Origin of the sequence: Aestuariimicrobium sp. T2.26MG-19.2B (assembly GCF_950101875.1) — a bacterium.
Classification (GTDB): Bacteria; Actinomycetota; Actinomycetes; order Propionibacteriales; family Propionibacteriaceae; genus Aestuariimicrobium; species Aestuariimicrobium kwangyangense.
Map to the genome: position 1 here is coordinate 1,211,443 of NZ_CATNLW010000001.1, position 13,017 is coordinate 1,224,459.

A 13,017-nucleotide genomic window follows, 5' to 3' on the forward strand; every position below is an offset into this window, starting at 1 on the left:
GGTCACTTTCGCGGGGATTCATCGCTGAATCGCTTGCGACAAGCCCAGATGGTCGGTAGACACGACGGGGTGAGCATCGACAGCACCGGCAGTGAGGCCGGCCCACCCCCCGCCGTGCGACCTCAGCAGGGCCGTGGGGTCCCGCACTTCCTGACCTGTCAGGACATGTCTGCGCAATTCGCCTCCACCGGTGCCCTGAGCCGTTTTGACGTCGCGGGCCTGAGCCTGCTGCAGCACCCGGCCAGCGAACTGGAGGCCGGGTTGGGCAACCTCTGGTTGCGGCGCGACGACCTGGTCGTGCCGCTGCTCGGATCGGGAACGGGTGCCCGGGTCCAGGGTGAGCCGCCGGTCGTGACCGGCACCGCACTGGGAGTGCGGTACCGCGTGTCACTCCACTTCTCGCCAGACGTCCTGGCCTGGGTCTGGCGCGTGGGGCTGGCGGTCGAGGGGGTCGAGAATGTCGAGGTCTCGCTGCTGCACACCCAGGACGTGGCACTGGCTCCCTACGAGGTGCTGCGCCTCAACGAGTTCTACGTCAGCCAGTACCTCGACCTCACTCCCGTCGAGCTGCCCGACCACGGGACCGCGGTCGCCGTCCGCCAGAACATGCCCGGCAAGCAGGTGCCGTGGGCCCTGATCGGAGCCCTGGGGGTCGGTGAACAGTGGGCCACCGATGGCCGCCAGCTCACCTCGACCGCCAGTGGACGAGCACGACTCGACCTCTCGGGCGGCTTGCCCTCGCGTCGCCTGCAGGGGGAACACACGCTCGTCGCCCTCGGTGCTGCCCCACTGACCCTGGTGCCCGGTCGGCAAACCACCAGTGGCTTCTTCGGGGTGTTGGTGCCCGACCACCCGGCCGCCACCAGTTCGGCCGACCGCTCCCTGGCAGAGGCTGCGTTCGTGTTCGCCGAGGGGCTGGCGCAGGGTGCGACCGACGATCTCGTGGGTGACGGACGCCACCGCAGGGACCCCGACACCGGCGAGCCCGAGGCACCCGCGACCAGCCTGTTCGACCATCCGCCGCTGGTCTGCGACGACTTGGACGAGCCCGAGGTCCACCGGCTGTTCGGCGCTGATCGGGCGTTGGTCGAGTCCGACCCGAAGGGAGGGCTGTGGTCCTTCCAGATCGGTGAGGGTGCCGAGGCGGAGGTCGTGACCCTGGCCGCCAAGGAGCGGGCGGTGCTTCGTCCGCACGGTCACATGCTGCGCACCGGGAGCGCACTGGCCCCCGACACCGACCTGCTCACCTCGACGGTGTGGATGGCCGGGGTCTTCGCCTCGCAGGTCTCGCAGGGGCACGTCAACCAAGGGGTGGCCATCTCGGCCAGGCGCACCTACCTGGGATTGATGCAGGCGCACGGACTGCGGATCTTCATCGACCGGGGCGAAGGCGCGCGACTGCTGGTCGAGCCCAGCGCGTGGGCCCTGCGTCCCGACCGCGCCCGCTGGCTGTACCGGGCCGATGACCTGTTGCTCGAGGTGATCGCCGAGGCGCCCACCGACCGGCACCACCTGCCGCTGACGCTGCGGGTGATCGAGGGCTCGCCCAGCCGCGTGCTGGTCGCCTGCCACGTCGCCCTGGGCGACGACCTGGGTCAGGTGCCGGCCCCGCTCGAGGTGGACGTGACCGAGTCCCCCGACGGGACCGGCGTGACCGTGGCCCTCGGTGACCGGTCGTTCACCTCCCACTGGCGATCCGACGGCGCCGCCGCCTTCGGGGGCGACGAGCTGCTCTTCGACGACGGGGTCAGCCGACGCCAGCCCTGGCTGGTGGCCGAGTTCGGGGCGGTCACCGAGATCGACCTGTCGCTGACCCTCGACGTGGTCGCTACCGAACTGGCCCGGGCGGCCGCCGATCACCTGCCCGACCCCTGGCGCACCGTGACCACGCGCCTGGGGGTCACGCCCCCGGCCCTGGGCCCGGACGCGATTGCCGGCAGGGAGGTCGGTGTGCTCGACTCGACGCTGCGCTGGTTCGCCCACAACGCGCTGATCCACCACCTGAGCCCGCGCGGGCTGGAGCAGTTCTCCGGGGGTGGCTGGGGCACGCGTGATGTCAGCCAGGGCCCGGTGGGGCTGCTCACGGCCCTGGCCGCGGACGAGGCCCAGCGCACGACCCTGCTCGACCTCCTCGCCGCCCAGAACGAGCGCGGCGACTGGCCGCAGGCCTTCGACTTCCTGCCCCCGGGTGGGCGCTGGGCCCAGTTCGAGAGCCACGGCGACGTGGTCCTCTGGCCGGTGCTGGCCGTGGGCGACTACCTCAGACTGACCGGTGACCGCGACTTCCTGGACGTACTCGTGCCGTTCTCGGGCGAGGCGGGGCCCACCGGACCGCGCCCCGTGGCCGAGCACCTGTCACGGGCCCTGGATCACATCGGCGAACACCTGGTGCCGGGTTCCTCGTTGCCGGCGTACGGTCACGGTGACTGGAACGACTCGCTCCAGCCGGCCGACCCGGCCTTGGCCCACCAGATGGTCTCGACATGGACCTCGGTGCTGCAGACCGAGGCGTTGCGGCACCTCGCCGAGGGTGTGCGAGGGGTCGCCGGCGACGACCGGGCGCTGCTCGGCCTGGCCGAGCGCTCCGCGAGCCTCGCCGGTGCCACCCTCCACGACCTGCGCGAACTGCTGCTGGTCGACGGGGAACTGGCCGGCTACGGCGTCTTCCCCGAACCGGGGCACACCCCGGGTGGGCCCGTGGAACTGCTGGTGCACCCCCGCGACAGCCGCACCGGACTGACCCACGGTGTGTTGCCCTGGATCCACGCCATCTCAGGCCAGCAGTTGACCCCGGACGAGGCCGATCACCACCTGCAGTTGATCGCCGACCACCTGCTCGGTCCCGATGGGGCCCGCCTGTTCGATCGTCCGGCCCAGTACCGCGGTGGGCCCATGGAGATCTTCCAGCGCGCCGAGGGTGCGACCTTCTGGGGCCGGGAGATCGGACTGATGTACACCCATGCACACCTGCGCTACGCCGAGGCCCTGGCCACCATGGGGCGCGCCGAGGAGTTCTGGCGTGCCCTGCTGCTGGTGTGCCCGGCTGCGTTGACGGACCGGCTGCCGCAGGCTCGTCCGCGGCAGACCACCTGCTACTACTCCAGTTCCGACGCGGACTTCGCCGACCGCTGGGAGGCAGAGCGTCGCTACCCGGACCTGATGGCCGGTGAGGTGCCGCTCGAGGGCGGATGGCGGATCTACTCCTCGGGGCCAGGACTGTTCCTGCGTCTGGTCACCGAGAACCTGTTCGGGGTGCGCCGACGGGGCGACCGGGTCGAGCTCGACCCCGTGTTGCCGGCGGCCCTCGACGGTCTGGTGGCGAGGGTGCCGGTCACCGACGGGCACCTCACCGTCACCTACCGCGTGCGCGGCACCGGTGCGGGGGTGAGAGCCGTGACCGTCGACGGCCAGCCCATGGTCGGTCAGCCTCTCGACAACCATTACCGGACGCCGGGATGGTCGGTCGAGGCGGCGCCGTTCCGTGCCGGGGCTGCAGTCGTGGTGGAGGTCGGGGCGTGATCGAGGCGCGTGGGCGTCGGCTGCTGGTCGACGGTGAACCGCGGGTGGTGGTGGCCGGCGAGATCCACTACTTCAGGGTCCCCCGCGACCAGTGGGAGCAACGACTCGACCTGCTGGTGGAGTCGGGGTGCAACACGGTGGCCAGCTACATCCCGTGGCTGGTGCACGAACTCGCCGACGGCTCCCTCGACGTCACCGGACGCACCGACCCTCAACTCGACGTCGGCGCCTTCATCGACCTGTGCGCCGACCGCGGGCTCTGGTTCATCGCCCGACCCGGTCCCTTCCAGATGGCGGAGCTGAAGAACGAGGGGCTCCCGTACCGCCTGTACCGCGAGCACCCCGAAATCGTCCCGGTGGGATGGGACGCGAAACCGTCCACGACCGCGACGGTCGACTACCTGGCGCCGGCCTTCCTGGCCGAGACCAGGCGGTGGTACGAGGCGGTGATGCCCGTGCTGGCCGCGAGGCTGCACGTCGACACCGCCGGTGGCGGCTCCGCTCCCGAAGCCCCACGGCGCCCCGTGATCGCCGTGCAACTCGACAACGAGATCGGCATGTTGGCCTGGGTCACCAACTCCCCAGACCTCACCGAGCACCTGCTGGACGACTTCCGCGGCTGGGTGCGCCATCGACACGGGGAGCAGGCCAGCGAGCGGTACCCGGGTCTGCTGGACGATGATCCGGATGACCACGCGGCCTGGAACGAGGCCGTCCGATCCCCGGACGAGCGGTGGGCCGGCGACCTGCGGGTCGACCTGGCCGCGTTCATGCGGGGACGATTCGCCCGCTACGTCGACGCCCTGCGCGCGATGGCCGAGGAGTCGGGCGTGGTCGGCGTCCCCTTCCTGGTCAACATCCACGGCACCGCCGACGGTTCGGGGCAGCCGTTCCCCATCGGGATCTCGCAACTGGTCGACACCTACGCGCGACGCCCCGGATACCTCTCGGGCTCCGACCACTACGTGGGCAACCTCACCCTCGGGACGACCCCCGACCTGTATGTGCTCAACGCCTACCAGGCGGCCGTCCATGACGCCGACCAGCCGATCACCTCGCTGGAGTTCGAGGCGGGCACAGGCGACTACGGGGGCGGCTTCGACCAGAACTACGACCCGCACACGGTCGAGTTGAAGACCCGGCTCTTCCTCGCCCAGGGCAATCGGATGCTCAACTACTACCTGATGGCCGGAGGCATCAACCCGCCCCTGCAGACCCCGGTGGGTGACGGGAACGACCGGATCGCCTTCACCGGTGAACGCCACGGGTTCGCGGCGCCGATCACACCGGAGGGCACGCGGGGACCGACGTTCGCCCCCACCGCGCGGGCGGCCCACCTCGCCCGGACGATGGAACCCTGGCTGGGCACCTCGACCGAGGAACTCGACGACCTCTCCCTGGGGTTGGTCCTCGACTCCTATGCCACCGAGTACGCCCATCCCCACTCGGCCGTGATGACCCGCGTGGTGGCCGACCTGGCGCGCTGGCGCGGAGCGGGTCCTCGGCGCGCCCTGGCTCGCCCGGCCATGATGCGCGGCCACCGGTTCGACGCCGTCGACGTGCAGCGCGACCTCGCCCGCCAGGTCGATGGACGGCCGGTGACCGTGATGTGCGCCGTGTCGCAGCACCTGGCGGAGTCGACCCAGCGTTGGCTGGTCGACCACTGCGAACGCGGCGGGTCGTTGCTGCTGCTGGGACGGATGCCCGAGTTCGACCTGGCCGGTCGTCCGTGCACGATCCTCGCCGACGCCCTGGGAGTGAGGCCGGGGGAGCCCGTGAGCGAGGGCCACCGGTCCCATCCCTCGGTCGTCTCCCAAGGCTGGGCGGCGCCCGAGGCCGAGGTGCGGGTCGGCTGGGCGCAGCCGTTTCAGGTCTCCCGCGGTGAGGTGGTGCTGACGTTGGCCGGTTCGGGCGACGCGTGCGGGCTCGACGTCGCCGTCGGCGCCGGACGGGTCGTACTGTTCACCGCCGAGCTGCCGGGCCTGCCCACCTGGTTCGGACGAGCCCTCGATCGACTGGGCGTCTCGCGCGGCCTGGTTCTGGATTCCGAGTTCCCCGGCCTGTTCGGCACCACCACCCTCTCGGACCGGGAGTCGCGGATCCTGCACCTGTGGAACATCTCCGGTTACGAGATGGATGCCGAGGTCTCCCTCAACGGCCGGGCCGTGGTCGGGGAGCACCTGAGGTTGAAGCCCTACACCGGCTGGATGCTGCCGCTCGGGTTGGAACTGTCACCGCTCGGCCTGCCGGGAGCGAGGCTCACGGCCAACGCCGAGGTCATCGGGTCAACGCGTGCGGACGACGGCACGGTGCGCCTGAAGTTCGGTGAGCCACTGAGGTCCGCGACCCACCCTGGCTGGTGGCTGCAGGTCGTCGGGGCGAGCGCCGTGGTGGACGAGGACTCGCTGACGGTGACCCTCACACCGGGCTGATCCCTTCGCGTCGTCGCCCGCGCAGGTCAACGCCCGGGCACGGGCCGTGGGGCAGACTTCGCCTGTGACCTCGACCGTGACCACCCCTTCGTCCCGCCCTCGGCGCGGGCTGTGGTGGTCGCTGGGCCCCGCGTTCGTGGCGGCCATCGCCTATGTCGATCCCGGGAACGTGGCCGCCAACCTGACGGCCGGCGCCAACCACGGCTACCTGCTGTTGTGGGTGCTGGTGGCAGCGAACCTGATGGCGGTGCTGATCCAGTACCTGTCGGCCAAGCTCGGACTCGTCACCGGTGAGACCCTGCCGTCGCTGATCGGGCACCGGCTGCCACGGCGCGGCCGACTGGCCTACTGGGCCCAGGCCGAGTTGGTCGCGGCGGCCACCGACCTGGCCGAGGTGGTCGGCGGAGCGGTCGCGCTGAACATCCTGTTCGGGCTTCCCCTGCTGGTCGGGGGTCTAGTCGTGGGGGCGGTGTCGATGGTGCTGTTGCTGGTTCAGTCCAGGGGGCAGCGCCGCTTCGAGTTCGTGGTTGCGGGTCTGCTGGCGATCATCGGTGTCGGTTTCGCCGCCGGGCTGGTGATCACACCCATCGACTGGCCGGGCGCCGCCGCGGGAGTCGTGCCCCGGTTCGACGGACGCGACTCGGTGCTGCTCGCCGCCAGCATGCTCGGGGCCACCGTGATGCCGCATGCCATCTATCTGCACTCGGGTCTCACCCGCGACCACTTCCAGGTGGTTCCGAGCCCAGCCGAGACGCCGCGGCTGCTGCACGCCACCCGGGTCGATGTCGTCTCTGCGCTGGTGGTGGCGGGAACGGTCAACATCGCCATGCTGGTGCTGGCGGCCACCAGCTTGCAGGGGGTGGGCGGGACCGACACCATCCCGGGCGCCCACGCGGCCATCGGCGAGGCACTGGGTCCGGTCATCGCGCTGATGTTCGGCATCGGATTGCTGGCCTCGGGACTGGCCTCGACGTCGGTGGGTTCGTACGCCGGCGCGACCATCATGGCTGGACTGCTGCGGGTGCGGGTACCGCTGGTCTGGCGCCGGCTCGTGACCCTTGTACCGGCCCTGCTGGTGCTCGGTTCCGGGTTCGACCCGACCCGGGCGCTGGTGCTCTCGCAGGTGGTGCTGAGCCTCGGAGTGCCGTTCGCACTCGTACCGCTGGTGCGGTTGACCAGCGACCGTCGGGTGATGGGAGGGTTCGCCAACCCTCGTCCACTCACGTGGCTCGCGTGGCTGGTGGCCGCGGCGATCGTGACCCTGAACGTGGCGCTGCTGGTGCTGACCCTGCTGGGCTGAGGGTCGGGTCAGTCGGCGAGGGCTCTGGCCACCACGATGGCCGAGGCCGCCGCCCACGCCTGCGGACGACAACTCGCCGGGTAGGGGTGGGGAGGGAAGATCTCCGTCGACGGCTGCCCGCCGTAGAGCTCGGGCATCCGGAACTCGAAGCCTTCGGCCGCGCGCAGCAACTCGGCCGCCACCTGCTCCGCCTCGTCGGTGAAACCCTCGCGCAGCATGCCGTCGATGATGAAGGCGGTGTCGTGGGTCCAGACCGATCCGACGTGGTAGCCCATCGGCCAGTAGCCGGCGTTCGTCGTCGACAGGGTGCGAATGCCATACCCGGACGACATCGACTCGTGCAGCAGCCGGTCGACGACGGTGCGGGCCTCGTCGCTGGTGAGGATGCCCGTGCCGAGCAGATGTCCCATGTTCGAGGCCACCCCGTCGACGGGCCTCTTGTCGGCATCAAGCGCGAGGGCAGGGTAGGCGCCCAGCTCGTCGGCGACCCAGAAGTGTTCCCGGAAGCGGCGGTTGAGCGCTTCGGCCCATTCGCGCCACTCGGCGGCGGCATCGTCATCGCCCCAGTTCTCGAGCAGTCCGGCGGCGCCGACTGCGGCGGCATGGGCATAGCCCTGCACCTCGCAGAGGGCGATCGGGGCCGTCGCCTCCGATCCGTCCGCCCAGCGGATCGAGTCACCGGAGTCCTTCCACCCCTGGTTGGCCAGGCCGTGCCCGGACTCGTCGCGGTACTCCAGGAAGCCGTCGCCATCGGCGTCGGAGTGGTCACGGAGCCAGGTGAGCGCCGCCCTGAGGGCGGGTTCGAACTCTCGGACGTCCTCGCCTGTGGCGGCGAGGTCCACCAGCAGCATGATCCACAGGGGAGTGGCGTCGATGGTCCCGAAGTACTCCGGCGGAAGGCTCGTGGTCTGGTCGAGGTTCAGGGTGACCCGGCGCACCTCGTGCAGGATCTTGCCCGGCTGTTCGGCGGTGTCGACATTCGTGGCGGTGCCCTGACGGCGCGACAGCACGCGCAGGGTCGAGGCAGCGATCGACGGGTCGTGGTCGAGCACCAACCTCGCGCTGATCAGCGAGTCCCGGCCGAACAGGGTGAAGTACCAGGGCGAACCGGCGGCGAAGAAGGCATCGTCGGGACGGTCCGGTTCGGCCATCCGGAGCCCGTTGAGGTCACGCAGGCTGGTGGTGAGCAGCCGGTCGAGTGCCGTTTCGGAGCGGGTCTCCGGTAGTTCCAGGGGAGCGGCGGTGGTGGCGCCGAAGGGTGCGCCGGTGTCGGTGACCGACAGGGTGAACGAGAAGCTTGCTTCACCGCGTGGTGGGACGAGCACCGTGACCCGGGCCACCAGCTCGGAGCCCTCGACCTCGAAGGGGCCCGTCAGTGAGGCCTTGGTGGAGTCGTCGCGCCATGACCAGACCAACCCCTCGCCCTCTCGGGCCAGCGTGCTGAGGTCGACCGGTGCCCCGGCGAGACCCTGCTTGATCTGTTCCATGGTGCTCGTGTCGGGCACCAACCGGATGACCAGCCCCAGCGGTGTCTCGACCGTGGCCGAGGAGCGCACGGTGATCGTCTCGGTGAGCGTGTCGTTGCTCACCTCACGGGTGCGTTGCAGCCACATCGCCGGGTCGACCCCGTACTCGGGTGTGCGGACGATGGCGTGGAACCGGGCTGTCGGCCCACCCGGCACGTGGGTGGAGGTGGGTGCTACGGTGCGTTCGGCCACCTCGAGCAGGAGCCGCGAAATGACCCGCTCGTCACCGACGTAGACACCCTGTGCTCCCTGACCGGTGAGTTGGCCGTCACGCTGGGACCACGCCTGCAGGGGAGCATTGAGCACGCACACGTCGGCGTGCAGGTACGGCTGGTTCATGGTTCGAGCGTTCCACATCGTGACGGGGCGCACGGGCAGTTCAGGTGATGCGGCCAGCGCGCCAGCCCCCGGCCCCTCCAGCCCTCCACCCCGACCCTCCGGCCGGGCGCGGCCAGGGCGTGGCCAGGGCGTGGCTCGCGCGGTGGCGTGGGCAGTGCAGCCAGTGCACCTGAACCGCCCATCCCAGCCCATTCGGGACGCGATCGACCATTCAGATGCACGTCCTGCAGGTTCTGCTCCGCTCCGGTCGCGCCTGAGGGGGTTCGGCGGCGGCGCCCACTCTCAGAGGCGTTCCAGCAGTGCCCGGGCGGCCGCGTCGTCCACCACGACCTCCGTCGCGGCCCGGGCCCGCAGCGCGGCCAGCAGGGGAAGTGCCTTGGCCGCCCCGGCCGCGACGCACAACCTGCGCGGGATCGCCTGCAGTTCACCGGGGGTGAGGCCCGACGCCCGCTGGTTGAGCGAGACGTCGCGCCATGAGCCGTCCTCGCGCAACAGCACCGTGCAGATGTCGCCGACCACCTTGTCGGCGCGCAGGCTCACCATGTCGTCCTCGTTGAGGTAACCGGCGGAGTACACGTGGCTCGGTACCCCGGCGGTCATGCTCCCGACCCCGAAGACGGCCACGTCGGCGGAGCGCTGAACGGCGCGGACGCTCTGGACGCTGCGCTCGCGCCACATGGCCTGCCGGCTCTCGGGGTAGTCAAAGAAGGCGGGCACCGGGAACAACAGCATCTGGGCATCCCACAGCTCGGCCATCCGGGCCATGATCGAGCTCACGTAGGGAATGCCGGTGGTCATGCCGTTGGCACCGCCGTTCAACTGCACCAGGGTCACCCCCGAGTGCTCCCGCGGGTTGAGGTGACTGACGATGGCGGCCAGGGTCGTCCCCCAGGCCACACCGACCGTGTGGCCGTCCAGCACCATCGAGTTCAGTTGGTGCGCGGCGACCTGGGCCACGCGGTCGAGCCGCATCACCTCGGTCGCCTGGCCCTTGACGGGCACCACCGTCACCTTGACCCCGAACAGTTGGCGCAGGGTCGAGGCCAGCGTTCCCGAGGACGAGTCGTGCTCCCTCACCTGGATCTCGACCACCCCTGTTTCGCGGGCCTCCTTCAGCAGTCGCGAGATGGTGGATCGGGACGTGCGGAACTGGCGCGCGATGGAGTCCATCGTCTCGCCCTGCACGTAATAGAGCTGGGCCACCGAATAGAGCTCGTCGGACAAATTCGCTCACCCCTTGGGGTGCACCTGCACGTTCGTGCAGGAGCATGGCGCAATCGTGCAACAGTCGATTGACTGAGCGCAACATCATGGTGTCGCGCCATGGGGGTGGGCACCACTGCCAATCTCCCTGACTCGCCACCCGGGCCCCACAGCGATGTGCAGCTCACCCCGATCGATCCGTTCCGATCATCCGCATTGACCCGCGCCCCAGGCGCGTTCACAGGTGCTGAGGCACCGAAGGGAGATTCCCGTGGGAACAATTTTCCTCTCCGAGGTCGTGGGCACAGCGATGCTGCTCCTCCTCGGTGGCGGCGTCGTCGCCAACAACATCCTTCCCCTCAACAAGGGGAAGGGCACCGGCTTCCTGATGGTGAACTTCGGGTGGGGACTTGCAGTCTTCGCCGGTGTTCTCGTCTCGTACAAGTCCGGCGGTCACCTCAACCCGGCCGTCACGCTTGGCCTGCTCGCCTCCGGGGTGAAGATGTCGGTCGGCACCGTTCTCACCTACATCGCCGCCCAGATGGTCGGTGCCTTCCTCGGCGCCGTGCTGTGCTGGCTGGCCTACAAGGAGCAGTTCGATGCCGCTGAGGACCCCGCCCTCAAGCTGGGTGTCTTCTCGACCGGCCCCGAGAGCCGCAACTACATGTGGAACGTCATCACCGAGGCCATCGGCACCTTCGTCCTGGTCTTCGTGGTCATCGGCGCCGGCAAGTTCAGCTCCAACGGTGAGACCGGCCCTGCCAACCTCGGCTGGCTCGGAGCGCTCGGAGTCGCGTTGCTGATCGTCGGCATCGGCGCCTCCCTCGGTGGCCCCACCGGGTACGCCATCAACCCCGCCCGTGACCTCGGACCCCGCATCGCACACGCTCTGCTCCCCATCAAGGGCAAGGGCCACTCCGACTGGGGTTACTCCTGGGTTCCCGTCGTGGGCCCGATCATCGGTGGTCTGCTCGCCGGTGCCCTGAGCCACGTGCTGCTTCCCTGACCGGACGACCAACCGTTGCCGTCGACCTGTGACGGCAGCGACCGGCACCACCTCCGAGCCGCCGACCCGAGGGCAGACGGCACGGAAACTCGAACCACAACCCTCACTCAGCACGACACTCACTCAAGGAAGAGGAACAGAGTCAATGAGCGACACCAAGTACATCCTGGCCATCGACCAGGGAACCACCAGCTCGCGAGCGATCGTCTTCGACCACTCCGGCCAGATCGTGGCCTCGGGCCAGAAGGAGCACGAGCAGATCTTCCCGCGCGCCGGCTGGGTCGAGCACAACCCGAAGGAGATCTGGGACAACGTCCGCGAGGTCGTCGGCATGGCCTTGTCGAAGGCCTCGGTCAACCACAACGACATCGCCGCGGTCGGCATCACCAACCAGCGTGAGACCACCGTTGTCTGGAACAAGGAGACCGGCGAGCCCGTCTACAACGCCATCGTCTGGCAGGACACCCGCACCCAGAAGATCGTCGAGGAGCTCGGCGGCGGCAACCAGGACAAGTACCGCGATCGTGTCGGTCTGCCCCTGGCCACCTACTTCTGTGGCCCCAAGGTGAAGTGGGTGCTCGACAACGTCGAGGGCGCACGCGCCGATGCCGAGGCAGGCAAGCTCGTGATGGGCACCATCGACTCCTGGGTCGTGTGGAACATGACCGGTGGCGTCGACGGTGGCCTGCACATCACCGACATCACCAACGCCTCCCGCACCATGCTGATGGACCTCAAGACCCTCAGCTGGGACGAGGAGATCTGCAAGGACATGACGATCCCGATGAGCATGCTCCCCGAGATCAAGTCCTGCTCCGAGGTCTACGGCGAGGGACGATCCCAGGGTCTGCTCCCGGGTGTGCCGATCGCCGGCATCCTCGGTGACCAGCAGGCGGCGACCTTCGGTCAGGCCTGCTTCGAGAAGGGCATGGCGAAGAACACCTACGGCACCGGCTGCTTCATGATCATGAACACCGGGCACGAGATCGTCCCCTCGACCAACGGCCTGCTGACGGTTCCGGTGTACAAGATCGGCGACGCTGAGACCGTGTACGGCCTCGAGGGATCGATCGCGGTGACCGGGTCGCTGGTGCAGTGGCTGCGCGACAACCTGAAGATGTTCTCGTCGGCTCCCGAGATCGAGGAACTGGCGGCCAGCGTCGAGGACAACGGCGGCGCGTACTTCGTCCCCGCCTTCTCGGGTCTGTTCGCTCCCTACTGGAAGTCGGACGCCCGTGGCGCCATCCTGGGCCTGACCCGTTACGTCAACCGTGGCCACATCGCCCGCGCCGTGCTGGAGGCCACCGCCTTCCAGACCCGCGAGGTGCTGGACGCCATGGAGGCCGACTCGGGTGCCAAGCTGCAGGAGCTCAAGGTTGACGGTGGCATGACCGCCAACGAGACCCTCATGCAGTTCCAGGCAGACATGGTCGGGGTGCCGGTGGTTCGTCCGGTGGTCGCCGAGACGACCGCGCTGGGCGCCGCCTACGCCGCCGGTATCGCCGTCGGTTACTGGTCGGGCGAGCAGGACGTCATCGACAACTGGGCCGAGGACAAGCGCTGGGAGCCCAACATGGACCCCGAGGACCGCGACCGTCAGTACCGCCTGTGGAAGAAGGCCGTCACGCGTACCTTCGACTGGGTCGACGACGACGTGAAGTGAGCTCGGCTGCCCGCGGGAGCGGGTGAGCA

Annotated in this window: 7 protein-coding genes; 5 read left to right on the forward strand and 2 right to left on the reverse strand. The window is 69.5% G+C overall.

Annotated elements, in window-relative coordinates:
* Positions 1-69 precede the first annotated feature (69 nt).
* The 3 genes from QQZ11_RS05380 (at position 70) to QQZ11_RS05390 (ending at position 7,251) form a co-directional block, all read left to right on the forward strand.
* Positions 70-3,519 carry a GH36-type glycosyl hydrolase domain-containing protein gene (locus QQZ11_RS05380; RefSeq protein ID WP_284549131.1) on the forward strand — a complete coding sequence of 1,150 codons (3,450 nt, stop codon included), beginning with the start codon at positions 70-72 and terminating at the stop codon, positions 3,517-3,519.
* Positions 3,516-5,951: a beta-galactosidase gene (locus tag QQZ11_RS05385; protein ID WP_284549133.1), complete on the forward strand. Its 2,436-nt coding sequence runs from the start codon at positions 3,516-3,518 to the stop codon at positions 5,949-5,951. The genes QQZ11_RS05380 and QQZ11_RS05385 overlap by 4 nt, the downstream gene beginning before the upstream one ends.
* A 64-nt stretch (positions 5,952-6,015) precedes the next feature.
* The gene (locus QQZ11_RS05390) at positions 6,016-7,251 is read left to right on the forward strand and encodes an Nramp family divalent metal transporter (RefSeq protein WP_284549134.1); all 1,236 of its coding nucleotides are present in this window, start codon (positions 6,016-6,018) and stop codon (positions 7,249-7,251) included.
* Between the two features lie 8 nt (positions 7,252-7,259).
* Here QQZ11_RS05390 and QQZ11_RS05395 read toward each other — a convergent pair whose 3' ends face one another.
* Together QQZ11_RS05395 and QQZ11_RS05400 are read right to left on the reverse strand one after the other, a co-directional pair.
* A complete protein-coding gene (locus QQZ11_RS05395; RefSeq protein WP_284549136.1) occupies positions 7,260-9,116 on the reverse strand; it encodes a glycogen debranching N-terminal domain-containing protein in 1,857 nt (618 codons plus the stop codon).
* A 282-nt stretch (positions 9,117-9,398) separates the two neighbouring features.
* Positions 9,399-10,286: a sugar-binding domain-containing protein gene (locus tag QQZ11_RS05400; protein ID WP_084707655.1), complete on the reverse strand. Its 888-nt coding sequence runs from the start codon at positions 10,284-10,286 to the stop codon at positions 9,399-9,401.
* Positions 10,287-10,584: 298 nt separating this feature from the next.
* Between QQZ11_RS05400 and QQZ11_RS05405 the strand changes: the two genes are divergently transcribed.
* Together QQZ11_RS05405 and glpK are read left to right on the forward strand one after the other, a co-directional pair.
* Positions 10,585-11,325: an MIP/aquaporin family protein gene (locus QQZ11_RS05405; RefSeq protein WP_084707654.1), complete on the forward strand. Its 741-nt coding sequence runs from the start codon at positions 10,585-10,587 to the stop codon at positions 11,323-11,325.
* 145 nt (positions 11,326-11,470) lie between these two features.
* The gene (gene glpK / locus QQZ11_RS05410) at positions 11,471-12,988 is read left to right on the forward strand and encodes a glycerol kinase GlpK (RefSeq protein ID WP_284549138.1); all 1,518 of its coding nucleotides are present in this window, start codon (positions 11,471-11,473) and stop codon (positions 12,986-12,988) included.
* The last annotated feature ends 29 nt before the right edge of the window (positions 12,989-13,017 follow it).

What these genes read in the sequence shown, in the direction of transcription:
- QQZ11_RS05400 (WP_084707655.1), bottom strand. Translation starts at nt 10,286, where the DNA reads ATGGACTCCATCGCGCGCCAGTTCCGCACGTCCCGATCCACCATCTCG.
- QQZ11_RS05395 (WP_284549136.1), bottom strand. Translation starts at nt 9,116, where the DNA reads ATGAACCAGCCGTACCTGCACGCCGACGTGTGCGTGCTCAATGCTCCC.
- glpK (WP_284549138.1), top strand. Translation starts at nt 11,471, where the DNA reads ATGAGCGACACCAAGTACATCCTGGCCATCGACCAGGGAACCACCAGC.